Here is a 21,358-nt window from a genome sequence, read left to right as displayed (position 1 = left end):
AATTCTAAAAAGTCAGAGAAAGGAACGGCGTTAGCGAAGTAATTTCACGTTTTTCGCAACTTGCTAACGGCACGTATTGAGCGAGACATAAGGATTGGAGCCGACGGTATCCGGCCTTGAATACGATGGCCATTGCGTTCGCCCTAGAAGCAAATGTGAGCTGTATACTTGCAGCCTATCCCTATTCCTAATCGCCCCGGAAATAGAAACTATCCACCTTCCGCTCGGTCGTTGGTCGGAATAGCTCGCCGTCTGCCAGCACCTTTTCGATCCTGCTGTCTTTCTCCCACGCGCGTTCAACAAGGCACCAATCCAGATTGACGTGACGACCATCTTTCGAGATCAACAGTCCGACACCCTTGGTCGACTTGGCGTCGTACTTGGCGGCTTCGGTGAACATGGCAAGCGCTCCCATGCGCATACGCTCACCATCAGGACCAGACGACGGCCAATCGGGGTCCATCGCGGCGACCATGTACGTGCAATCGTTCTCCGGCCAAGTGAACCGGAATGGTTTTATGGCTTCTCCCGCGCGTGCCGCATCCAGCGATTTCACGAGACGCAGCTTGAATTCGCGCCACACCGAACGGGATGAGCGGGCGAACTCAATGAGGATACGGTAGTAGTCGTTGTCGTCGTCGCGCTTCTGAATGTGGGCTGCCAGATCACCGAGAATGGGACTCAGGTCGAATGCTTCCAAGTCCTGCACGAATGCGCGGAGCCGCTCTTTCGATCCCGGCGCTGGCAGGTCTCGCTCTGTGAGAAAAGCGACCATTATGTCCGGCTCCTCGACCTTCGTTCCCTGTTCGCGCAAACGGGGCAGCACGGACTGTCGGTATTCGAAGTACAGGCGGATGTCGTTCGGGACGCGAAGCTTGTCCAGAATGCCCAGGTAGTCGTGTGCGGCCAGCACGTGGATGAATCCGGCCGTGCCGCTAATATAGAACTGGGTTTCCCAGCAATCCGCTGGGAGCGCCTCGGTCGCCGAGAAAATGATGACCTTATGGATGTCAGTCAGCTCTGGTCCTTTTACGTCGACGGTATGACCTTGGGCGTTCTTCAAGGTGATACTGTCGTTGTCGGCGAGATACCCGAGAGAGTCCCGGATTTGTTTCGTCGCCTTCCCGAGCACCTTGTTGTTGAACCACCGGCGCTCGGCTTCCGGATCGTCGGTGGCGTCCGTACGCTCCTTCAATTGGTACACGTAGGCCAGCGGGCCGATCAGCACGATACCGTCGGCCAGCTCCACCTTGTCCTTGGGCCGAGGATAGAACCACGTCTCGGAATAGGTGAATTCTTTCCAGAACGTGGCACCGTTCAATTGCGCAGTGAATTCTTCAAGCGTCATGCACTCTCCACACCGACCGATCGGCCTTTCGTTTCATATAGGCGGCGCAGCTCTCTCCGGAAGACACCCCTACACCTGGTTTCAACGCCGCAGGCACTTGAGATCGCTTTCTCGGTTGGCGTCGACCACCGCTCTGACGGTTTCGGCCGACAATTCACGTTCCTTGAGCAGCCTGCCATGGAGATCGAGAAGCGCCCGACGGTTTTCTTCAAGAAGGGTTTTCGCCCTCTGGAACTGCGTTCTCAACGTTTCGTCGACAACGCGCTGCAAGCCTTTGCGCTTCATCCGCATCTTTTCCAGGCTCTTTGGCGAGTCGACCAGTTCCACCGCAAGACTGCCGCCGAATCCCCATTTGATTTCGATCATGGTGGCGAGCTCGGTCGCAAGGTTGAGGTCCGCTACCCGGTGTCCCGCCGCTCCGCTTCCGAAGTCGCCAAACAGCACCTCCTCCGCCGCGATCCCGCCAAGCAGGATTGCGATCCTGTCCAGGAAGTAGGTGGAGGTCTTTCTGCCGAACGCGCGTTCCATGAACTTGGCATGTCCAAGAGATTGAGCCTGGCCGTCGTCTCTGAACTTCTCGCGGATGGACACCGAGATCAGCGGGTCGGCCTCCACCAACACCCCGATGATCGCATGTCCCAATTCATGGCCGGCGATCAGCCTCTGCATGGCCATCGGGATTTTCTGCGTCGGTGGCAATGCCCCTTTGACATCGGAAACGATGATCTCACGGCCCTGACGCCTCGCGGTTCTGCGTGCCTGGCGGACACACTTCTCGATGTCGGCTCCCGACCATCCTTCGGAATCCGATGCGACGGTCAGGACCTCCTGATCGGAGAGACGTCCCCGCAGGTAGAAACGGAAGATGTCAGCGCGCGTTTTCTCGTCGGGAAGTCCGATCTCGAAATGTCGCTCAAGACGGCCGGAACGCAACAAGGCGGCGTCGATCAAGTGCGGGTAGTTGGTCGCGCCGAGGACGACGACGCCATCACGCGCACGGCCGCCGTCCAGCAGTTCCAGGAGCCCGTTGATCACCTGGCGGGCATAGGACGAGTTACGGCCGGCGTCCTCGGTGCGACTTCCAATGGAGTCAAGTTCATCGATCAGGAGGACGCACGGCTTCGCAGCTTCGGCATCAGCGAAACTTTTCTTCATCGCTGACAGCATGTCTCCGAGGTAGCCACCACCAGAGGATTGCCATTGCGCCGCGGAAGCGTAGATGAAGTTCGTCTTGCACGTGCGAGCCAATGCTGCCGCAAACGAAGTCTTGCCCGACCCCGGCGGTCCAGAAAGAAGGACTCCGCGATCGATGTCGTCCCAGGTAATCGCTCCGGTTCGCCATGCTTCCACATCTGCGGCAAGTTCCAGACCCCACGTCTTCGCTTCCCCATAGCCGGACAGCTCTTGCAGTGTCGGTCCCGGAGGGACGCCGATCGGGACGCTTGCATTGGGATAGAGGCGCAGCCTTTTAAGAGCGGCCGCAAAAGGCCGTCCTCGGCGAATGGCGATCGCCGCGCGGACCGGAGGCTGGCTTGCGAGCAGCAGAGCATCCGCCTCGCTGAGGTTTCCGAAGCCCATGGCGCGTGCGGCGATGCGGTAGTCGTCGGCAGAGGGCAAGGGGAGTTCCGCGACGACATCGGCCGCCAGCTTGACCTCGTCGGTGAGGAGTTTCTTCTGGGTAACGAGAATGAGCGCGCGCCTGATGCGTTTCAGTTTCCTGAATGCCGCGAAGCCGTCATGGAGGTCATCTTCGTCGAGAACAGGCACAACATAGTTGTAGCCTTCGTCCTTGGTCAGAGGCAGCGTATCCTCGAGCAGGAAGGTGGCCGCCCGCTGATATGCATTGAAGTCACCGCCCGGTGGCAAAACGAAAGCCACGACGAAACCCGATCTCTTCTTGAGGAAGAGCCTGATGACCCGCGACATCGTGATGACCGCCAGGTGCGTGGGGAGCGACAGGGCATCGCTTTCCTCGTCGCCGTAGGGATCGTGGTATCTTTTAGGAAGACTTCCGCTTTTCTTGAAGGTCATAGGTGCCTCGATGTTCGGAGTTGGAGCGCGGACTAAAGGTCACGCGTTATCCGTCTCACCGTGGTCTCAGGGCCAATCAGGCCAGCATCAAGGTCCACCGAGACGAAGCCTTGGAGGATCAAGCTTGCGAGGCCAGCCACGGCTTTGGTTTCCGTGAAGGCCGCCAGGCTTTCCGCAACTGTCAGGGTTCCGTGTTCGTCGAGCCCGGCGAGCAGGCGCAACCGATCTCCGAGCGAAACCTGGCAGTTGGCATATCTCAGCAGGTCTTTCGCGTTTCGAAGTCTCGGCCCGCCATAGATTTCGTCCCGCCGAAGCTGGCGATAAGACATCCCAATTCTGCGTGCGGAAGCTGCCAGTTGCTCGACGTCGACATCCCTATCCGGGGCATCCACCAATTCCAGGCAGCCATCGGTATCGAGGATTTCGAAATCCGGAACGTGAGCTTCGTCGCCATAGGGAAGCGAGAACGGCAGGCATCTCCAATGAATGATGACCGGATCGAAATCGAAAATGCAGGCGGCGTCACGCGAAACCTGGGAGCGATAGATAGTGGCACCATCACACTTGATGGTGCCAGCCGGATAATAGGTTCGGATTGACGCGGTTTTTCTGTTGGCGCGCAATGTCAACGCGCGGGACGCAATACCCATAAAAGCACCTCGATAGCCGTGGATGATCAGAACCGCAGACGGGCGGTTCGGAGTTCAACGTATTCGTATGAGTGCTGGGCGCTTTTCCATGACGGGAACATTTAGAGAACATCGCGTGCACCGTCAAGGGGGCGCACGCGGAAAAGTTGAAATTTTTGCCGAGAGCGGTGATGCTGGGGCATGTCGTCGCGTGAACCTCGGAATCACGCGCTCGTAGGTGAGTTATTGGACGTCTGCAGGGAAATTAAAAAAATCCTTGCTGCTTCAACGAACCTCCGGTTTTGAACGCTGAATAAGGCGTCTTCCATAATGGGTCTCGGGCGACGTCAAATGGCGGCGTCCAATAGGCGGAAAGCGGCAGGATGAAAGACATCGAGCGCAACGGATATGTTTTGAATTGGCTTGGCGGGAACGTTCCTATTCAAGGCGAGGGCACCATTGACGGCAAACCCTTCTACTTCCGAGCCAGAGGCGCACAATGGAGCCTCGAAATTGACTACGTCGAAGAGGCTGACCGTCCGCCGATGTGGTGGCATGTCGAAGAATGGGGCGAGTGGCCCGACGCTGGCTATATGCCTGCAGACGTTGCCCTGGAGATGATCGACAAGGCCGTTGCTCTTTATCGGGAACAGCGGCCGCAGGAGATCGGTCCTGATCACCCTGGATGGGCGGATCATGTGTTGCGTGCGTGGAGCGACGATCTGCTCGGAACTCAACCGGCTACGGCACTGCTTGGCATCGACGATGATGAGCTGGAAAAACGAGCCGTCGAACGAGGTTTCCCGTTTAACAGCTACCATGAGGTTGCGAAGGCCAGCAAAGCCCGCCGGCAAGCGCTAGCGGTTGAAATGGCACCATTTAATTTCCCCGCAGACTTCGATGAGAAGGAACGGGCAATCCTCCTTTTCTGGGGTAAGGGCATGCTCTCAACCGATCAGGCTTCGAGGTTCCTCTCTATGCGGCCGGAGAGCATGCCTGCGCGGGCTCGGTTTCTCGGTATCCCAACACCAATCGAACAACGCGACGAGGATTGATATTTGAGAACGGTGACTGGCGGCATGTGCAGTCTCGCGCCAACGAGTTCGCGGACCAGTTTTCTACAGGTCAGATGACAGATGACGAAGCTGCGCTGCTCTGATCGGGCAGAATGCCCCGCGCACTAACGAGGCATTCTGTACTTCCGTTGCAACGAGCCGCGGGGGACACGGTAGGAAGAAAGATGACATGGTTCGGAAGATGGTCAATTAGCCTTAACTTGCTAATCTTGCTGCGGTTTTCGGGCTACTTTGGATAGACTCGCGCGACGCATGCCGTACTCCATGGAGGCATCCTATTTTCCATCTGTGTTCCCACGGAAATTAGTCAAGTCATGCATTCGAGTCCATCGCCAGCGACGGAATTTGCTTGCTGGCAGAGAGCTGACAAGCGATTTCCTCTTCATCCTGGGTTCAGGCTCGATGTTAGAAACTAAAACATCTTCTTGGGGGGTGTTCACCATGGCCAGAGATGATTTCGCTGCGTTCGATGCACCATTGCAGAACGAAGATATTGTGATCTGCAAAAGGGTCTTCGATCATATTTGCTCCACCGAGCACATAACGGGCGACGACGCCTGCGACGAACTCGCAACCCAGATTATCTACTTCTATCAGCATGGCGTCACAAACGAAGACAGCTTGGAACAGCTACTCGCAAGGGTTGCCAACAAACAAAGGCCGACGTGAGTATTCGAACATACCTGCAGGCATTTCGTGTAGCGGCGGAACGATATTTAATCGGCAGCGTTGTGCTCGGACACTCAAGGTCTTGGAGGATAACATGAAAATTCTAGTCATCTCTGCCGCATCGCTTTTCCTGTCACTGGGCGGAGCGGCGGTCGCGCAGACTACGGTCGTCGTCCCAGGCGAGGTCAAAACCTATGTCATGAAACAGGAAACGCCATCCGTCACGTTTGAAGGTGACGTTGCAGTCGGCACGACGCTTCCCGACACAGTCGAGATTCACACAATCCCCGATCAACCTGATTACGGTTATGTGGTCGTCAACAAAAAGCGAGTCCTCGTCAATCCGAAGACCCGCGCGGTGATTGAGGTCGTCCAATAATGCGAAAGTATCGCGGGCCGCTTTGAAGCCCGCGATACCTCTAAATTCGGTGCGCCGCTAGAGCCTTGACTACCATCAGGCTAGACGTGCTGATCACAATCACCTCTGCAAAGAAAAGACGTTCTCACGACGCTCTCACATGTGCCCGTTGGGCGTGGCGTTCGCTGGGCGGGGCAAGGCGCTGGGTCAATTCCGGGAGAAGGCATTTCTCAGGATGTTTAGATTGGACCAGATCGACAGCAACTATGAGAGCCCTACGCCCATCACCGCTGTCAATGTCGCAACGATGCAAACGGCACCACTCGCGAACGGCGGAAGTAACGAGTTCGATTTGGGAATCTGTGAGGGATATAAGGGAAAGCAACATCTCGGTGCTCCTCCGCTAGAACGGCAGAAGCAAAGTGCACTCCCAAGCGACCGCTACCGTTAGCAAATGCGGTCGATGGAGGGTAATATACTATCAATTCAAATCATCGCCATTCACTTTGACATAGTAGCGGGTGATTTTGACCAGTTTGCGCCGGGGATAGGAAGGCCGGATGAATGGACCGATACGACCGATGCTATCAACCGACCGGTTCTATTGGCGTAGCATCCACCTGAAGGATGCCCAGTAGATCAGATTCAGACGCTCTGCTTTACGCGACCGGAATACGAAGACCGTGCCGGTCAATGGGGCCTGTGCAGTTCGTTCACAGCGCAGTCAATCCGTCGGCGTCGAGGAATACCACAATTCACGTGATAAGCCCTGCCACTGCGGCGTCGGTCAATGGGCGACGGCGATCACGGGAATTCCGGCTTCCGCCGCAGCGCGTATAAGTGCGGCACGCGCTCTCTCCGGCGGGATATTGCCTTGGATGGCATCAAGGCATTTTTTTACGGCCGCGATATATTCCTTTCCATCGTCGGTCGGCCATGCCGCGACAAGGGCCTCGGCAACCTCGCCAAGTGATCGGATCAGCCTGTGTTTTTCTTGACCGCTCATCACAAGCATAAGCGGGGCGAAGTCTTCGCCTCTATTCCAATCCACTATCCCGACTCTTTGCATAGGCCACCCTTTACTCCCAAAAAGCGACGCCGGATCGACAAACACTTCACCAGGGAGGTTCTGACTGGAACGCAGCGACATTGCTAAAACCTCCCTGATGTCCTTCCAACAAGGAAGAGGGAAATCTACGCCACATAAAGCCGTGGGGAAGACGGACTTAGGTCGGGCTGGCGACCTCACGGCCCGCGGCTCATATTAAGCTTGAGGTAATGTAAAGGTCCGTGGAGGGGCGGGCATAGGAGGAGAATATGAAGTTCGGCCCCGACAACTACAACCACGAAGAGCGCTGCTCGCAAGGCCATAGTTCAGCATCGACGATCGCCACGGTCGAAGCAGCCCTATCCGCCGATCCTGACATTGACAGCAGTGCCATCGAGATCAGAATGCTCGGTCCTGTCGTGCTGCTCGAAGGCTATATAACAAAGCCGGCTGACCGCGAAAAAGCCATCGCGCTCGCGGCGATAATCGTCGGCTCGGAGAACGTCCAGGACCGGATGCTGAGCCGGTTCCCCGTGCAGTAGCGCGGGATATTCGGGCTGGGACCAAGGTCTGACGTAGCCCCCGGTACGAAGTCCCGGCGGTGGAACCCTTCATCCCTTTGACGGTTTTTTTCCCGCAGTGGAGCCAACCACTCAAAGGAGAAAAATAAATGGATATCAAAGTAGTAGGTATTGTCGCCGGAGTCCTGCTGGCATCGACATCTGCCTTTGCGCAATCCTCGACCGTCAACGGTGCGGCCGGTGGCGCAGTCACAGGAGCCATCGTCGGCGGCCCCGCTGGCGCAGCTGTTGGCGGCGTTGCCGGCGCAGTCATCGGCACCGCGATCGATCCTCCGCCGCGGAAGGTGGTGACGTATGTTCAGCATGCTCCCGCGCCGACCAAACGGGTCGTGGTGAAGCAAAAGGTCGTCGTCGGCGAGCGTCTTCCGAAGACCGTCGTAGTGACGCCAGTTCCCGATGATCCGAAATATGCATACGCGATCGTCAATGATCAGCGTGTGATCGTCGAACCTTCCTCGCGGAAGGTCATCCAGGTCATCCGTTGACCGATGGGGCGGCTCAGGCCGCCCCCTTTCAATCCCCAGAGCACGTAAGCACCGCACGAAATGGCGGGGCATCGATGTGCAAAAACCTCGGAGATCGATCATGAAAAGCAACCATCTCGCCATGCTCGTGGCAGCACTGTCACTGAGCGTATCGCCGCTTGCGACACTGCCGTCCGCGGCCCAGCAGGACACAAAGAGCAGTGGCCAGGCCCAGTCCGGTGCGGACGCCGGCTCGCAGTCGGGCTCCGCCAAGACCGGCACCGATTGCACGCCCGACGCTTCCGGAGCCTGCCCAGACAAGGACCAGTCATCTCAGCAGAAATCTGGCCAAGGCTCAGAGATGAAGAAGAGCGCGGAGCAGCCGGCGAAGGATAGTTCGACGAGCGGAACTGCCTCCGGCAAGACTTCGACGGAAACAAAGCCCGGATCGCAGGACGCCAGCGGTGGCACAACGACAGAACAGAAGCCCGCCGCCAAATCCGGCACCACCGATACCAGCGGTTCGGCCACCACAGGTACGAAGAGCACCACCACGCAGGGCGGCGATACGTCGAAGCAGTCGACCGACCAGAATGCAACCACGACAAACAAGAGTTCGTCTGAAACCAACGTCAACAACAACACGACGACCACCAACCAGACGAACACCAAAACCAACGTCAACATCTCGGTCGAGCAGCAGACCGAAATTCGAACGGTGGTGAAGGAGGTCCATGTCGAGCCCGTGAAACAGGTGGACTTCACGGTCTCCGTCGGGGTGAAAATCCCGAAGAAAGTGCGGCTTGAACCCCTGCCGCCGCGCATAGTGAAGATCGTTCCGCAGTACGAAGGCTATCGCTTTTTCATCCTTGCGGACGGCCGCATCGTCATCGTCGATCCCGATGCCCTGACGATCGTCTACATCATCGAGGCCTAACGGGCGTTTCCCGGCGGCGTCTATGCGCCGCCGGGCCGCAGGAGCAATCAATGATCTATAATGAAGACAAGCCATCCGGTGTCGCGTTTCCCATCATCGTCATCCTGATCGCCATGGTCGCTATTGTCGGCGGTCTGGCGTTGTCCCCGGGCCGTCAGACATCCGCCCGGGTGTGGGTTCCCGTTAAGTCGCAGGCCATTGACCCCACCACGTCCCGTTCAATGCTGGCCCAGGTGAATCTAGGCAAATCCGCTGGGCGATAAATGTCATTCAGCCTCAGACGGGGCGAGAATAATGGATTTACATTGCTAATTTAGCATACTGTAATATTGTGGATGGGAGTTGTTTTCATTGCGGTAAACCCAGGTGCGCAAGCCGAAAACGTCGGCTGCGTGAGGGATTTCTATGTCTCTGCGCTCTCATGGTACAGCAGCTTTTTTCCTTCTTCTCCTCTGTTCGACGATGATCCCGGCGGCCGCCCAGACGGCCAAAAAAGCCTCCGTCGGCGGCAAGGAATTTGATGCGGCGGCAGCCGCCCAAGCCAGACGGTTCCTGGAGGAGGGTCGCGAGACATTCCGCTTCGACACGTTCGGCAGTGAGGACTTCTGGGGAGGCAAACTCAAGCTTCACGAGGCCATCGCAGGTGAGAAGCTGGGTGGCAAGGGGCCGGGGCTCAGCCCCAAGAAGGCTCTGGAGCTCGGTCTGAAGGTCGACCTCAACGCCATCCCGAAGGACGTCGCGGCAGCGCTCAATAAGGGCAAGGTTGATCTTGACGATCCGGCGAGCACGCTTCTCCTGCTGAAGGCCAATGCCGTTGTCGGCGTAACCGGATTTTTCGGCGACGACGGAAAGACGCTGACGTCGGTCGGCATCCAGTGTGCGGTATGCCATTCGACAGTCGACGACGCCTACGCTCCCGGCATCGGCCATATGCTGGACGGCTGGCCCAACCGCGACCTGGACATCGGTGCGATCGTCGCGCTAGCGCCTGACCTCACGGCATTCACCGAGATGCTGCAAATCTCCGAAGCCGACGTGAAAAAGGCGGTGGAAGCCTGGGGACCCGGCAAGTTCGACGCCGAACTCAACCTGGACGGAAAGGCATTCCGCCCGGACGGCAAGACGGCCGCGACGCTCAATCCTCCCGCATTCGGATTGGCGGGCGTGAACAATCATACCTGGACTGGAGCCTGGGGCACAGTTAGCTACTGGAACGCCTATGTCGGCAATCTCGAGATGCACGGGAAAGGCGTGTTCTACGATCCGCGGCTTGATGACGCCGAGAAGTATCCGGTTGCAGCCAGGACAAAGCAGGGTCACAAGCAGGACGGGGAAGACCGGATCACCGCCAAACTTCCGGCGCTGCACTTCTATCAGCTATCCCTACCCACCCCGCAGCCGCCAGATGGCACATTCGACAGCGCGGCGGCGGAGAAGGGAAAGGCCCTTTTCAACGACAAGGCCAAGTGCGCCACTTGCCATGTGCCGCCGCTCTTCACGGAGCCCGGTTGGAACCTTCATACGGCGGACGAGATCGGGATAGACGACTTCCAGGCGAAGCGAGCCCCGGACGGCCGCTACCGGACAGCGCCGTTGCGGGCCTTGTGGAACGTGGAGAAGGTCCACAAGGGCGGCTTCTACCATGACGGCCGGTTTACCACGCTCGAGGACGTTGTCGAACATTACAACGATCATTTGAAGTTAAATCTGAGCGCTCAGGAAAAGGGCGACCTCATAGAGTATTTGAAGTCGATCTAAGTCTGTATCGCATTCCATGCGCTCTTTCATCGGGTTCGCCCCGGCGTCTTGAGGTCGAGCATCGCCGGATCACGAACCAGGCGAGCCAACTCCGGTTCATCATGGACCCCGAACTCAAACCAGTCGATAAGCATTTTCGCAGTGACCTGCCCGCGCTCACTACCCTTGTCGCATTGCTGCTCAGCGCACCAATCGGAAAGTATCCGCTCGAGCAGCTGCATGGTGTCGGAAGTCAGCGGTTCTCTTGGCCAGTCGGTTTTTGCCATTTCTATCCCCCGTGACGACCAACGTAACCGCAAGCCGCGGCAGCGCTAGAGCATGCCAGCAACAGTGGCCTGCATTTCGATCAAGACCTGAAAGGCTTGGTTTCGCGCCGGTGGGTGGTGGAGAGGGCGTAGGTGACAGCACCGCTTCTGTCGTTCTCGTCGTCGCTATTGCGAATCTCGCCTAATTCTGAGTCAAATTTGTCGTTGCCCTGAGAATCGGGTTAGCATCACTTCTGGCGGACAGCGCTGACTTCCTTGAGGATGCATCCCCCTATCGCGTAAAGGCCCCACCAATATCGTTCTTCGAGCCGACGAGTGGACACTGATCACCGTCCGGAATGCCGACACAGAGAACCCGAGTGCAATTGCACGCGCCTAGATAAGAGGGGGCGGGTTTCCCAATAAATATCCGCGCACCCCTCTCACTTCGCTGTCTTCACCGGAGTCGTGCGGTTTCCCCGCCCCACCTTGTCGCAATCATCGTGGTTTACGAGTTGCCCGGTCCTGTCGTTGTTGTTGTTGTCGAGCAATTGTTGCAATCGAGCTTGCCGTTATTCACCTGCCCGCTCGGTCCGGTCGTCGTGGTGGTCGTTGTAGTCCCGTTATCGTTGTGTGGTGGGTTGCCGCTATGTCCCTGTTCACTGGTGGTTGTCGTCGCAGTGCCTTTGGGGTCGGCAAACGCGGGAGTGGAGGCGGCGAATGCAAGCGCCGTCGTGACGATAAGAATCGTTTTCATTTTATTCCTCCTACAGTGCTTTGCTGATTTAAGACATGCCGTATGTGACGCATGCCGCATCTTTCGAGCGTGGCACGGCCTCCCGACGCCACGCCAAACTTCACATTAGACATAACGAATGTTCAAAGGCAATGCATCCAAAAGAAGTAGACTAGCTAGTACCAGTCGCTAAACAGTTGTTTTTCCAATCCAAGTGAGGACGACTGACCAGTGTACGCCGGCGCTCGTCTCGCCGGGGCGGCGGCCATGGCCACGGCAATTCTTCGCCGTCATCAATAGGCCAGTCCTTGAGCAGCATATATGCCGCGTCACCGCGGGTGCGGACGATCCTGTGAGCTGGCTGTCCGTGCAGAGCCAGCCCAATGGGTGCGAATGCAGAGGTTGCGTTCCAGTCCATGTTCTCGACCGCTCAAGGTATGGATCGTAGTCCTCGAGCTTCTAATATACGCGGGTATTCCATATTCGTAATTGACGATTGATTAACCGGCGTGATCGGTTGCGAAGGTATGCACAGGAGAGGAGGGCGCTCTACGATGTCGTATCGGAGCGCCCCAAGCTGCACCGGCTATTGTTGCGATGATGGCCGATGGCAGGACGCCCAGATGACGGAGTTCTGCCCAGATTGCAACCTCAATCGCGTTTCGTAATCATTTACCAGATTTAAACGTTGACACAGTCCTCCTCTTGGAGAGCCCGGTTGTTTTTCCTATATCGAAATTGCTAACAAGGGTTGCGCTTGGTGCTCTTCATTACGATTGGGGTTCTCATTGCTAATGTCGCTCTCGCTGTGGCTGTTTTCGCCCTTCGTGACGGGCAGCATCCATGGATACTCACACTGATGGTCACCTGGTATGGTTTCGCTATGCTAGGCCTTATCGCAACCGCATGGCTTCGTCGTAAGAATTCCACGCTGCCGGTAGCGCCCTCCCACTAACTATCCAGCCATGCGGCCGTCCCAAATCGACAGGGCGCACTTACTGGCACCAGGGAGCTGAATCACCAAATGACCGAGGCACATCGTTGGACCACTGACCGCGACAGCGGCGCTACGCAGCCGGTTCTCGTCTTGCGTGGGAGAGTTCGATATCTGTTCATTGTTCTTGGGGTTATGACACTCTGTTTCGGCTACCTCTCTCTCATCGCTCTTGGGCAGATCGAAATGAGCAGACCTGCGAGTGGTGTCGGAGAGGGCCTTTTCGCGATAGTCTTCCTCGGCGTCATCGTTTATGTATTGGTAAACGCTCGGAAGGTTGACTTCGCGAAGCCCATAATGGTGATCGGGCCCGATGGCGTCACTGCACAGAGGCTACCGAAGCTCATCCCCTGGTCGATGATCGAACGTGTCGATATCCCCGAGAGCTGGCGGGCGGAATTCATCTATCTGACTGTTCGCGAAGACGCTGATCCGGAGATACTTGGACATTTGCGCAAGCGGCAGCCTCTTGAAAGGACCGTCGCGATACCGCACAGATGGATTCCTGGCTTCACGTCAAGCGAAGTCAAGGACATCGTGAAGCGCTATTACGAAAGCGCCAAACGAAGGTGAAGAGTCGGCTCCTTGCTGACGGAGGAGAACTGAAAAGCCGGCGCGCCGAGGTTGCGCACCCGCGAGCCATTGGATCAGCCCGTAATTCCCCAACCTTCCCGCACATGTTCCCGCCCCAACGCACCGGCACAGCATTCGTGCGTGCAAAAATCGCTCAGGGGAGCGCTTTGGTGCCGAGATTTGGACCTGCGGAATAAAGAAGCTGACCGGCCAGTACTCAGGGCTCTAGCTTCTACTCGCGAACTTCAAGCTTGTCGCCATATTTCAACGCGAGCCGACGGCATTCGTCGCAATTCAGCGATATGCCCCCCGCAATGACACTCGCTGCGGCAGTCGTGCAAACCGAAGCGTCCAGTCTCGCAACATGCAGAATTGCATTACCCAACAGCATATCGCAGGGCGCAGTCTCGAACTCTGCCCCGCCCACGCTATGCGCAACGACGCCACGCACGGTCGCCAGCATTCCACGCTTTCTTAATATGGTTATGTCGGCTTCCCTTGCCATGACGATCTCTTCTGCCGCCCGAGGTGCAGGATGTCCGCCTAACACGCCGCATTTGCAACTAAACCGCCGCGCGACGCCGAAGTTCCCATGCCTGTCCGGTCGGACTTTCCAAGGAAAAAGCGACTCGAGTTTCCTTCTTCACATCTGTTCCACGGACGAGGTCTCGGAGGCTGCGTGGCGACCGTTGGGGAAGACCGCGATTGATGGAAAACCCGCGATCGATGTGTGCACGCCGTTGACCATCCATCGACGACCGGCACCCGTGGAACTTGCCCTGAACGCGGGTCGCCCACGTAGCCAAATGCGACATCGAGTAACTCTCTGTTGTGTTCAAATATATCTGCCGCCTAAAACCCACAGTCTATGGACCAACGGCCCAAGAAGATCACGAACTCGTTCCGCAACAGTGATTCACGGAGATGACGGCCAGAAGAGCAGGTGAATTCTAATGCGCGGGCCTGTAAGATCGCGCAGCTGTATTAACAGGGGGTCCGATGACGCGGGTGGGGATACGCAGTCCAGATCGGTTTGAAGGGCTAGAGCGGCCAGCGTCGCTGGAGATGAGTCAGCTCGCTCTGCAGGATGCCACCTTCGGGAGGCTCAAATGGCAGCATGACGAAAAAGGGATACCGGTTCAGCTCGAGCAAGCTGACGGGTATATGATCTGCTACCAGCGAAACCACTTGCCCGCCCGTCCACGCTGGATCGACGGCAGGCCAGCGGTTTCCGTCCCGCTCGATCCGGGTGAGTTCCTTCTGCTTGACCTACGCCGGCGGTACAGCGCCGTGGAGGCCGGCAACGTTGACTGCGTCTCGATGTTCGCGTCGCGTTCCGCCATAGCCGAGTTTCACAGGGAGCACGATCTGGCACCGTTTTCCGCATTGAGGGACCGCGATGTGCTCGGACATTCGGACAGCATTATTCAGAACCTGATGGAATGCTTCGAGCCCGCATTCGAACAGCCCGATGCAACATCCCGCCTCTTTCTCGACCAGTTGACGATGACGTTGATAAGCCATCTTGCGTCTGCCTACGGCGAACGCGCGATAGAGTTCCGTGCGATTAAGGGTGGGTTGGCTCCATGGCAAGAGCGGAGAGTTAAGGAACTGCTCCTGGCCAACATGAACGGCAATATCGGGTTGGACGTTCTCGCGAAGGAAACCGGTCTATCACGTGCCCATCTCGCCCGATCATTCAAGATCAGCACCGGGCGCTCTCCGATGATGTGGCTGCAACATCAGCGCCTCGAGAAGGCAATGAAGCTCCTCGGGGCAACGGGTCTCAGCATCCAGGCCATCGCCGAAGATTGTGGCTTTACCGACCACAGCCATTTGACGAAAGTATTCTCCAGGCATTTCAGATCGTCGCCGGGAGATTGGCGTCGCAAGCACAAGGTGTGACAGCCGTTATTCACCTATTCCCGGTTAAGCTGCTGAAAGTCCTGTGATATCGGACCGATTCAAAGCAGCACCCACATACACATAAGCGCACTCTGATACCTCGTCAGCCGATCAAGTTTGGCTATTGTCCGAAAAGGACGCGCGGTCGTCCGGACCGGAGGGGTGGCATGCAGATAACAGCACATGAAGCTCGCTCGATCATAGCAGCCGGGGAAGCCCGGGCCGAGGAGATCGGGGTTCGGGTCAACATAGCCGTGCTCGACGCAGGTGCGCAGCTCAAGGCGTTCAGCCGAATGGATGGCGCTTTGCTCGGTTCGATAGACATCGCGGTCGGGAAGGCCAAGACGGCAGCTCTCTTCCAGATGGCGACGGAAGCAGTTGGGGAATTCTGCAAGCCCGGTGGAGGTTCGCCCGGTCTGGAACAGACCAACGGTGGGTTGGTCGTTTTCGGCGGCGGATTGCCTCTATCGGCTCCGGACGGGACGTTTTTAGGTGCGTTAGGTGTCTCGGGAGGTGCCGTGGCGGAGGACATGGATGTGGCTCGAGCCGCATTGTCGGCCCTGCGGGCGACGTCCTGACTTCGGTTCGAACAGTCAAGCCAACAATAGGAGATTAGCATGTCTAAGACGATCCTCATTACGGGCGCTGGGTCAGGTTTCGGCAAAGCCGCCGCGATCGGCATGGCGAAGAACGGTCACAACATAATCGCGACGGCGCATGTCTCATCGCAGGTGACGCCACTTCGCGAGGAAGCCGCTTCTCTTGATCTCCAAAACCTACGTGTCGAGCGTCTCGATCTCGACGACCCGTACGATATCAAGCAGGCGATCGGGTGGGACTACGACATTCTCTGGAACAACGCTGGCATGGGCGAAGCGGGTCCGGTCTGGGAAATCCCGATCGATCTCGTCCGGCGCAACTTCGAGGTCAACGTCATCCTCCCTCTCCAGCTCACGCAGGGCGTCGTCCAGAAGTGGGTGAAGCAAGGAAAGAAGGGGAAGGTCGTCTTCACATCGTCGATGGGCGGTCTCTTCACTCCCGCGAACTGGGGCACCTACGTCTCGACCAAGCACGCGCTTGAATCCATCGCCGAAGCTCTTCAGCAAGAGCTGGGTGCATACGGAATCAAAATTCAGACCATCAATCCCGGAGCCTACTACACTGGGTACAACGAGACGATGGCGGACAATCCTTTCCGCTGGCTCGACGACAGCAAGAACTTCACCAAGCGCGCCGATCTCCGCAAGGGCTTCGACGAGTTCTTCGCCACCCCGGAAGGCAAGATGGACCCGAAGGAGATGATCGACCGGATGATCGAAATCGTTCCCGCCGACACTGGCAAGTTCCGCAACGTGGTTCCGAAAATCATCGAGAACATGCTGAAGGACCACCAGCTCAAGGCCTGGGAAAACCAGATTTGACTCTAACCGCGGCGAAGCCCCCGGCCGCTCGCCTCCCGCCTCCGGAAGACCGTCGGCAGAAACAACATCAGGAGTTTCGAGATGCGCATGAGGAAAGCAACTGCATCGTGGCCTCCTGGCAGGTGGAACGATGGCTGCAGATGAAGCATCGAACAAGGCGCTGGTGCAGACGGCATTCGATGCCTGGGCTGGTGGCACCGGCAGCCCCTTTGAGGTGCCGGCAGACGACGGTGGCAGCAAAAACTTACGGCAGCCGAGACGCCTTCATCAATGAGGTGATCAAGCCGTTCAACGCTCGCATGAGCGTCGGCCTCGAACCTCGATCCGAGACACGTACGCTGAGGCGACACGGTCATAGTCTTCTTCGATGCCGCCGGAACGGCGAAGGATGGCAGACCGTACAAGAACATCTACGCGTGGTTTTTGGAGCTTAATGACAGCAAGATCGTCAACGCGTCGGCATTTTCGACAGCATCGCCTTCGACGAGCTGTGGAAGCTCCCCGCCAACGTCCAGTAAAACACGAGGGCGACGTCCGCATAGGAGATCGCAATGAAAACGTGGTTCATAACTGGGGCATCGCGCGGCTTTGGTGCGCGCATCACGCAACTGGCTCTGGAACGTGGTGACAATGTCGTCGCCACCGCGCGGAACCCCAAATCCATAACTGAAAGCCTCGGGGAGATGCCCAATCTCCTCGCCGTTGCTCTCGACGTGACCGATGAACCGCAGGCGCGCGAAGCTGCGGCAGCCGCCATCGAGCGCTTCGGCGGTGTCGATGTCCTCCTGAACAATGCAGGCTTCGGACTGATCGGCGCGGTCGAGGAGGCAACGAGCGCGGAGGTCGAGCGTCTCTATCGGACAAACGTGTTCGGACTGCTGACGGTAACGAGAGCCGTCCTGCAGCACATGCGAGCCAAGCGGTCCGGCCGCATACTCAACATCTCGTCGATCGGTGGTTACCGCGCAGGTGCTGGCTTCGGAATTTATTGCTCGACGAAGTTTGCAGTCGAAGGTCTCTCCGAGGCGCTGCACGCCGAATTGGCTCCTCTCGGAATTCATGTGACGGTGATCGAGCCTGGTTACTTTCGCACGGATTTCCTGGATGCCAGCTCACTTTCGGCCAGCGCGACCCGCATATCGGACTACGACGGAACGGCCGGAGCCGTCCGCGAGCACGCCGCTGCCATGAACCACAATCAGCCCGGCGACCCCGAGAAGTTTGCGCGACAGCTCGTTGCGTTTGCCGACGTCCCCGAGCCCCCAGTTCGGATGCCGTTCGGCGGCGACACCGTGGCCGCCATCGCGGCGAAGCATATGTCTGACGATGAAATTATCAGGAGATGGAGAGAGGTTTCAGTGTCGACCGACTTCTGAAGCCGGCATGTCGTTACTTCCTCGTCCGTAAAAGCGCTATTCAGGTTCTCTGCGGAAGAATGGCCGTCTATGTCAAACATCGACGCCGGGTTGGTTGCCCATCGAATTCAAAGTGGGAACCCTCCAGCTAGCGAAAAGCGAAGATACCCAAGCGTGGAGGTCGACACGCTCGGGGAACTCCCGTTTCGGGGCGCAGGCATGCCGTGACATTCGCCACTTCGCGGCGACACTCGACTTCCGTCGTCAGCAGGAATGGAGCGGCCTTTCCCGATTTGGCGGCCACCCGTGTAAAGGATCAATCCTGTCGTGTGGGGTCATCTTCGATAGCCGCGATGTATCTCGCTACCGATCGCTCGATGACACGCGATCCGCTGTGTTTGATCGTCCTGCCTGAAAATCCCCCGTAGATCGCCTCGAAGCGGTAGGAATGCACCGCTTTTCCTACGCCCTTCACTGTTCGGGCGTTTAGCGGAATGAGGTTCGGGAAACTGCGCATGAAGCTTACATACCGGCGATCGAGCGTTACCTGCATCGTGTCGCCGGTGAACAGCGCGCCGCGACCGTCTTCTAGCCAAGGGCAATAAAGTACCGAACTGCCGGCGAAATGGCCGCCGCAGCGGATCAAGGTTGCCTGGTTCAATTCAAGGATTTCACCCGTCCACGGACTGAGTGCCGGGCCTGATCTCTGGACCCATTCGCCATCGTCGGCGTGAACATAGACAGGCACGTCACCAAAGGCTTCGCTCCACTCCATCATGGATGTATAGAAATGCGGGTGCGAAATGGCGATGGCCGCAATGCCGCCCAGAGCAGCAATCGTCTTTCTGCTGGTCTCATCCAGAAGGCTGATGCAATCCCACAGAATATTACCGTCGGGCCCTTCGATGAGGAAGGCTCGCTGCCCGATCCCGAACCCCGGTGATACCTGAAGAGAATGTATGCCGTTGGCTTCCTCTGACCATTGTATTTTGTGGGTCGAGCTGAGGTCCGCCATGTTCGTCCATGCCTGACCTGATGGCGGCACGAACTGACGATCATCTTCGCAAACGGGACATGCAGATGGCGGCTCCCTGCTTTCGCCAAACTGAGTGCCACAGGCGGTGCAGATATGACATGTCATTGCTCAGCTCCTTGTTAGCGCTCACCATTTCCATCTATCCCAGCTGCAATCGCAACTGCAAGACACGCGCAAATCTCAACTTTAACAGCGTGGTCGCGGGCTTCGGCACGAATACGGCCGCTTGATCCGTCGAACTCCTCAGACCGCCCGAACTTCGCCGAGCCGCTTGAAGGAGTACTCATCCGGCCAACATACGGCGGCTTCCCATGCGGCGGACGCTTGCGCGGCGATCTCATGCGCGCTGTCGTCGAGACCGGCAGCATTGCCGGGCAGCACCAGGTCGAGGTCGGGAACGTCGACATGTGACTCGTCCCAGTCGATCAACGCGACCCTATCGGCGGTCATGCGCACGTTGCTCGGGCTGTTGGGGTTGCCGTGGACAACGCATGTCTGACGTCCGACGAGCCGCGCCCACGCTGCTCGACATCGAACAACGCCCTCCGGCGGCATCGCGGCAAGGTTGATCCTCGTTCCGGCTTCGGCGTGAAGGAGATCGGTCGACGATCGCCAGCCTGGCCGCTGCGGCCACCCCTGTGTCAACCGATGGAGCTCACGAAGCGTGTCGGCCACGCGACGCCAGTCGGACTCCGTCTCGGGCGGTCCGCCCTCCATGTATTTCATCACCACCAGGCTGTCCACGAACAGCCGGCCGTCAGTCGTCGGGATCGGCACTGGAACGTGCATGCCTTCACCGTTGAGATATTGCATGAGTTCGGTTTCCCATGCGAGATCGACGTCGGTCCTACGGCCGAGACGACCAACGGCGATCTGCCCGCGGACGCGAACGCTCCACACGTCATTGGCAACTCCGCCAGTAAGTCGTTCGATTCGGACCGCGTCTTCACCCCAATGCCTGAGTGCGTCCCATCCCATTCGCAATATCCCACCTTTTTGAAGTCAGTGGGAGAAGTAGGGAAGGTTTGCGCCGCCGCAACGGCTGTTCGTCCACTTCGAGCCGGAGGCAGGCCAATTGTCTGTATCGACATTACGTTGTTTGGCGCAATTTTGCTCAGAAACTTCTGTTTGGAATATTAGCAAATGCGATTATAGATCGGTCGAAGTCGATATTAGTATCTTTAGGAAGCGCAATGTGTTGGAACACATCGTCATTGGGCCGCGATGGTGTAGACATGATGTGATGGCACTCAGGTCGCGAGTGCGACTTAGGTCCCGCTTTCCCTTGGCTTCGCCACTCCTAGATTCCTCTGATCCTTGTTGAAAGGACGCCAGGGAGGTTTTGTGCGTTGTGGTAACCTCCAGTGAGAAACCTCCCTGGTGATTGACATGGATCGAGTTGGTTTCGCCATTTCGCTCCCGTGGGCGCTCCAGCATCGCTACCGCGTCCAACTTTCGGGATGGACGGTGCCCCGAGCCCGTAGAGGATGGCGGCCTGCCATTGCCCCCTCGGCACCCGAAAAGCCCGACGGCCTCGTTTCATTCTCCGATCCATTTACTCTTCTCGCGGGCTGTGCACTCCTTGTATAATCGCTCAAGGAGCCAGCCGGTTTTCTCTTCTCTCATCGCTGAACGACAGTCAGCACAGCGATGCCGGCTTCATCGGCCGCACGCAGGAACGCATCCCAAAATTGCTCCGGAGCGATCTGACCGCTGATCGCATCGACGCAAGCCTTCACCGCGGTGACATACTCTTCGCCGTCATCCGAAGGCCATTCCTTGAGTAGCATGTATGCCGCGTCGCGGAGGGTGCGGACAACCCTTTGAGCTGAATGGCCGCGCAGAGCCAGCCCGACGGGTGTGAATGCAGACGTTGCGTCCCAGTCCATTATCGTCGACCTCAGGGCAGGGATCGCAATCCCAGAGGGTAATATACCCGTGTATTCCAAATTCGTAATTGACGATTGGTTACCTGGAGTGACCGGGCGTGAAGGTATGGCGCTGGAAAGGGAGTATGCGCTCTACGATGTAGTATCGGAGCGCCCCAAGCTGCATCGGCTGTTGTTGCGATGATGGGCCGATGGCAGGACCCTCTAATGAGGAAGTTTTGGCCAAATTACAATCTCAATCTTGCAACGAAGCTTCGCAATCGAATACTCCTGTCAGCTATCCTTCCTTCGATGTAATTGCAGCT

At 57.6% G+C, this 21,358-nt stretch carries 24 protein-coding genes and 2 pseudogenes; 15 read left to right on the top strand and 11 right to left on the bottom strand.

Going from position 1 to position 21,358, the window contains the following annotated elements; genetic code table 11:
* Window positions 1-187: 187 nt before the first annotated feature.
* From QWJ46_RS05615 to QWJ46_RS05605, 3 genes are all read right to left on the bottom strand, one after another.
* The gene (locus QWJ46_RS05615; protein ID WP_302749608.1) at window positions 188-1,348 is read right to left on the bottom strand and encodes a hypothetical protein; all 1,161 of its coding nucleotides are present in this window, start codon (window positions 1,346-1,348) and stop codon (window positions 188-190) included.
* 81 nt (window positions 1,349-1,429) lie between these two features.
* Window positions 1,430-3,379, bottom strand: coding sequence for an AAA family ATPase (locus tag QWJ46_RS05610; protein ID WP_302749607.1), 1,950 nt, complete (start codon window positions 3,377-3,379; stop codon window positions 1,430-1,432).
* 32 nt (window positions 3,380-3,411) lie between these two features.
* Window positions 3,412-4,029, bottom strand: a complete 618-nt coding sequence (locus tag QWJ46_RS05605; protein ID WP_302749606.1) for a hypothetical protein — start codon at window positions 4,027-4,029, stop codon at window positions 3,412-3,414.
* 362 nt (window positions 4,030-4,391) lie between these two features.
* Between QWJ46_RS05605 and QWJ46_RS05600 the strand changes: the two genes are divergently transcribed.
* From QWJ46_RS05600 to QWJ46_RS05590, 3 genes are all read left to right on the top strand, one after another.
* Window positions 4,392-5,063, top strand: a complete 672-nt coding sequence (locus QWJ46_RS05600; RefSeq protein ID WP_302749605.1) for a hypothetical protein — start codon at window positions 4,392-4,394, stop codon at window positions 5,061-5,063.
* Window positions 5,064-5,525: 462 nt separating this feature from the next.
* Complete coding sequence (locus QWJ46_RS05595; RefSeq protein WP_302749603.1) at window positions 5,526-5,753, top strand: hypothetical protein; 228 nt, start codon at window positions 5,526-5,528, stop codon at window positions 5,751-5,753.
* A 94-nt stretch (window positions 5,754-5,847) separates the two neighbouring features.
* On the top strand, window positions 5,848-6,132 hold the full coding sequence (locus QWJ46_RS05590) for a DUF1236 domain-containing protein (RefSeq protein WP_302749601.1): 285 nt from the start codon (window positions 5,848-5,850) through the stop codon (window positions 6,130-6,132).
* Between the two features lie 766 nt (window positions 6,133-6,898).
* Here QWJ46_RS05590 and QWJ46_RS05580 read toward each other — a convergent pair.
* Window positions 6,899-7,180: a DUF982 domain-containing protein gene (locus QWJ46_RS05580; protein ID WP_302750260.1), complete on the bottom strand. Its 282-nt coding sequence runs from the start codon at window positions 7,178-7,180 to the stop codon at window positions 6,899-6,901.
* A gap of 248 nt (window positions 7,181-7,428) precedes the next feature.
* On the opposite strand from QWJ46_RS05580, the gene QWJ46_RS05575 reads away from it, so the two are divergent.
* The 5 genes from QWJ46_RS05575 to QWJ46_RS05555 all read left to right on the top strand — a co-directional run bounded on the left by QWJ46_RS05575 (window position 7,429) and on the right by QWJ46_RS05555 (window position 10,899).
* The gene (locus tag QWJ46_RS05575; protein ID WP_302749599.1) at window positions 7,429-7,701 is read left to right on the top strand and encodes a BON domain-containing protein; all 273 of its coding nucleotides are present in this window, start codon (window positions 7,429-7,431) and stop codon (window positions 7,699-7,701) included.
* A 128-nt stretch (window positions 7,702-7,829) separates the two neighbouring features.
* A complete protein-coding gene (locus tag QWJ46_RS05570; RefSeq protein ID WP_302749597.1) occupies window positions 7,830-8,225 on the top strand; it encodes a DUF1236 domain-containing protein in 396 nt (131 codons plus the stop codon).
* A gap of 100 nt (window positions 8,226-8,325) precedes the next feature.
* Window positions 8,326-9,141 (top strand): DUF1236 domain-containing protein, encoded by an 816-nt coding sequence (locus tag QWJ46_RS05565; RefSeq protein WP_302749596.1) that lies wholly within the window; start codon window positions 8,326-8,328, stop codon window positions 9,139-9,141.
* 50 nt (window positions 9,142-9,191) lie between these two features.
* Window positions 9,192-9,404 (top strand): hypothetical protein, encoded by a 213-nt coding sequence (locus QWJ46_RS05560; RefSeq protein ID WP_302749595.1) that lies wholly within the window; start codon window positions 9,192-9,194, stop codon window positions 9,402-9,404.
* 199 nt (window positions 9,405-9,603) lie between these two features.
* Complete coding sequence (locus QWJ46_RS05555) at window positions 9,604-10,899, top strand: hypothetical protein (RefSeq protein WP_302749594.1); 1,296 nt, start codon at window positions 9,604-9,606, stop codon at window positions 10,897-10,899.
* Window positions 10,900-10,925: 26 nt separating this feature from the next.
* Here the strand turns inward: QWJ46_RS05555 and QWJ46_RS05550 are convergent, their stop codons facing one another.
* Window positions 10,926-11,165: a hypothetical protein gene (locus tag QWJ46_RS05550; RefSeq protein ID WP_302749593.1), complete on the bottom strand. Its 240-nt coding sequence runs from the start codon at window positions 11,163-11,165 to the stop codon at window positions 10,926-10,928.
* A 110-nt stretch (window positions 11,166-11,275) separates the two neighbouring features.
* Here QWJ46_RS05550 and QWJ46_RS05545 point away from each other — a divergent pair.
* Window positions 11,276-11,434: pseudogene (locus QWJ46_RS05545) on the top strand (cation transporter); the annotation flags it as partial.
* Window positions 11,435-11,652: 218 nt separating this feature from the next.
* Here the strand turns inward: QWJ46_RS05545 and QWJ46_RS05540 are convergent.
* Both QWJ46_RS05540 and QWJ46_RS05535 read right to left on the bottom strand, forming a co-directional pair.
* On the bottom strand, window positions 11,653-11,901 hold the full coding sequence (locus QWJ46_RS05540; protein ID WP_302749592.1) for a hypothetical protein: 249 nt from the start codon (window positions 11,899-11,901) through the stop codon (window positions 11,653-11,655).
* Window positions 11,902-12,160: 259 nt separating this feature from the next.
* Window positions 12,161-12,298, bottom strand: a pseudogene (locus tag QWJ46_RS05535) (DUF982 domain-containing protein); the annotation flags it as partial.
* 606 nt (window positions 12,299-12,904) lie between these two features.
* Here QWJ46_RS05535 and QWJ46_RS05530 point away from each other — a divergent pair.
* Window positions 12,905-13,447, top strand: coding sequence for a hypothetical protein (locus QWJ46_RS05530; protein ID WP_302749591.1), 543 nt, complete (start codon window positions 12,905-12,907; stop codon window positions 13,445-13,447).
* A gap of 232 nt (window positions 13,448-13,679) precedes the next feature.
* Here the strand turns inward: QWJ46_RS05530 and QWJ46_RS05525 are convergent, their stop codons facing one another.
* Window positions 13,680-13,952, bottom strand: a complete 273-nt coding sequence (locus QWJ46_RS05525) for a hypothetical protein (protein WP_302749589.1) — start codon at window positions 13,950-13,952, stop codon at window positions 13,680-13,682.
* Between the two features lie 494 nt (window positions 13,953-14,446).
* Here QWJ46_RS05525 and QWJ46_RS05520 point away from each other — a divergent pair, with 494 nt between their 5' ends.
* The 5 genes from QWJ46_RS05520 (at window position 14,447) to QWJ46_RS05500 (ending at window position 18,149) form a co-directional block, all read left to right on the top strand.
* Window positions 14,447-15,352, top strand: coding sequence for an AraC family transcriptional regulator (locus tag QWJ46_RS05520; RefSeq protein WP_302749588.1), 906 nt, complete (start codon window positions 14,447-14,449; stop codon window positions 15,350-15,352).
* Between the two features lie 167 nt (window positions 15,353-15,519).
* A complete protein-coding gene (locus QWJ46_RS05515; protein WP_302749587.1) occupies window positions 15,520-15,930 on the top strand; it encodes a heme-binding protein in 411 nt (136 codons plus the stop codon).
* Between the two features lie 39 nt (window positions 15,931-15,969).
* Window positions 15,970-16,773, top strand: coding sequence for an SDR family oxidoreductase (locus QWJ46_RS05510; protein ID WP_302749586.1), 804 nt, complete (start codon window positions 15,970-15,972; stop codon window positions 16,771-16,773).
* Between the two features lie 130 nt (window positions 16,774-16,903).
* Window positions 16,904-17,047 (top strand): hypothetical protein, encoded by a 144-nt coding sequence (locus QWJ46_RS31250; protein WP_368046076.1) that lies wholly within the window; start codon window positions 16,904-16,906, stop codon window positions 17,045-17,047.
* Between the two features lie 277 nt (window positions 17,048-17,324).
* Window positions 17,325-18,149 carry an SDR family NAD(P)-dependent oxidoreductase gene (locus QWJ46_RS05500; RefSeq protein ID WP_302749585.1) on the top strand — a complete coding sequence of 275 codons (825 nt, stop codon included), beginning with the start codon at window positions 17,325-17,327 and terminating at the stop codon, window positions 18,147-18,149.
* A gap of 295 nt (window positions 18,150-18,444) precedes the next feature.
* On the opposite strand, the gene QWJ46_RS05495 is transcribed toward QWJ46_RS05500, so the two are convergent.
* From QWJ46_RS05495 to QWJ46_RS05485, 3 genes are all read right to left on the bottom strand, one after another.
* Window positions 18,445-19,269: an MBL fold metallo-hydrolase gene (locus QWJ46_RS05495; RefSeq protein WP_302749584.1), complete on the bottom strand. Its 825-nt coding sequence runs from the start codon at window positions 19,267-19,269 to the stop codon at window positions 18,445-18,447.
* 138 nt (window positions 19,270-19,407) lie between these two features.
* Window positions 19,408-20,142, bottom strand: coding sequence for a phosphotransferase enzyme family protein (locus QWJ46_RS05490; RefSeq protein ID WP_302749583.1), 735 nt, complete (start codon window positions 20,140-20,142; stop codon window positions 19,408-19,410).
* Window positions 20,143-20,786: 644 nt separating this feature from the next.
* Window positions 20,787-21,053, bottom strand: a complete 267-nt coding sequence (locus tag QWJ46_RS05485; protein ID WP_302749581.1) for a DUF982 domain-containing protein — start codon at window positions 21,051-21,053, stop codon at window positions 20,787-20,789.
* Between the last annotated feature and the right edge of the window lie 305 nt (window positions 21,054-21,358).

The sequence above is a fragment of the Rhizobium sp. CBN3 genome, assembly GCF_030518245.1.
Taxonomy (GTDB): domain Bacteria; phylum Pseudomonadota; class Alphaproteobacteria; order Rhizobiales; family Rhizobiaceae; genus Rhizobium; species Rhizobium aethiopicum_A.
Note: the sequence above shows the minus strand (reverse complement) of the source record. Positions and strands in the feature narration are given on the sequence as shown.

Coding starts and splice junctions, on each gene's coding strand:
- QWJ46_RS05580 (WP_302750260.1), bottom strand. CDS start 7,180: ATGCAAAGAGTCGGGATAGTGGATTGGAATAGAGGCGAAGACTTCGCC.
- QWJ46_RS05615 (WP_302749608.1), bottom strand. CDS start 1,348: ATGACGCTTGAAGAATTCACTGCGCAATTGAACGGTGCCACGTTCTGG.
- QWJ46_RS05590 (WP_302749601.1), top strand. CDS start 5,848: ATGAAAATTCTAGTCATCTCTGCCGCATCGCTTTTCCTGTCACTGGGC.
- QWJ46_RS05610 (WP_302749607.1), bottom strand. CDS start 3,379: ATGACCTTCAAGAAAAGCGGAAGTCTTCCTAAAAGATACCACGATCCC.
- QWJ46_RS05530 (WP_302749591.1), top strand. CDS start 12,905: ATGACCGAGGCACATCGTTGGACCACTGACCGCGACAGCGGCGCTACG.
- QWJ46_RS05540 (WP_302749592.1), bottom strand. CDS start 11,901: ATGAAAACGATTCTTATCGTCACGACGGCGCTTGCATTCGCCGCCTCC.
- QWJ46_RS05485 (WP_302749581.1), bottom strand. CDS start 21,053: ATGGACTGGGACGCAACGTCTGCATTCACACCCGTCGGGCTGGCTCTG.
- QWJ46_RS05490 (WP_302749583.1), bottom strand. CDS start 20,142: ATGGGATGGGACGCACTCAGGCATTGGGGTGAAGACGCGGTCCGAATC.
- QWJ46_RS05555 (WP_302749594.1), top strand. CDS start 9,604: ATGATCCCGGCGGCCGCCCAGACGGCCAAAAAAGCCTCCGTCGGCGGC.
- QWJ46_RS05520 (WP_302749588.1), top strand. CDS start 14,447: ATGACGCGGGTGGGGATACGCAGTCCAGATCGGTTTGAAGGGCTAGAG.
- QWJ46_RS05560 (WP_302749595.1), top strand. CDS start 9,192: ATGATCTATAATGAAGACAAGCCATCCGGTGTCGCGTTTCCCATCATC.
- QWJ46_RS05515 (WP_302749587.1), top strand. CDS start 15,520: ATGCAGATAACAGCACATGAAGCTCGCTCGATCATAGCAGCCGGGGAA.
- QWJ46_RS05495 (WP_302749584.1), bottom strand. CDS start 19,269: ATGACATGTCATATCTGCACCGCCTGTGGCACTCAGTTTGGCGAAAGC.
- QWJ46_RS05550 (WP_302749593.1), bottom strand. CDS start 11,165: ATGGCAAAAACCGACTGGCCAAGAGAACCGCTGACTTCCGACACCATG.
- QWJ46_RS05575 (WP_302749599.1), top strand. CDS start 7,429: ATGAAGTTCGGCCCCGACAACTACAACCACGAAGAGCGCTGCTCGCAA.
- QWJ46_RS05510 (WP_302749586.1), top strand. CDS start 15,970: ATGTCTAAGACGATCCTCATTACGGGCGCTGGGTCAGGTTTCGGCAAA.
- QWJ46_RS05565 (WP_302749596.1), top strand. CDS start 8,326: ATGAAAAGCAACCATCTCGCCATGCTCGTGGCAGCACTGTCACTGAGC.
- QWJ46_RS31250 (WP_368046076.1), top strand. CDS start 16,904: ATGGCTGCAGATGAAGCATCGAACAAGGCGCTGGTGCAGACGGCATTC.
- QWJ46_RS05600 (WP_302749605.1), top strand. CDS start 4,392: ATGAAAGACATCGAGCGCAACGGATATGTTTTGAATTGGCTTGGCGGG.
- QWJ46_RS05595 (WP_302749603.1), top strand. CDS start 5,526: ATGGCCAGAGATGATTTCGCTGCGTTCGATGCACCATTGCAGAACGAA.
- QWJ46_RS05525 (WP_302749589.1), bottom strand. CDS start 13,952: ATGGCAAGGGAAGCCGACATAACCATATTAAGAAAGCGTGGAATGCTG.
- QWJ46_RS05570 (WP_302749597.1), top strand. CDS start 7,830: ATGGATATCAAAGTAGTAGGTATTGTCGCCGGAGTCCTGCTGGCATCG.
- QWJ46_RS05500 (WP_302749585.1), top strand. CDS start 17,325: ATGAAAACGTGGTTCATAACTGGGGCATCGCGCGGCTTTGGTGCGCGC.
- QWJ46_RS05605 (WP_302749606.1), bottom strand. CDS start 4,029: ATGGGTATTGCGTCCCGCGCGTTGACATTGCGCGCCAACAGAAAAACC.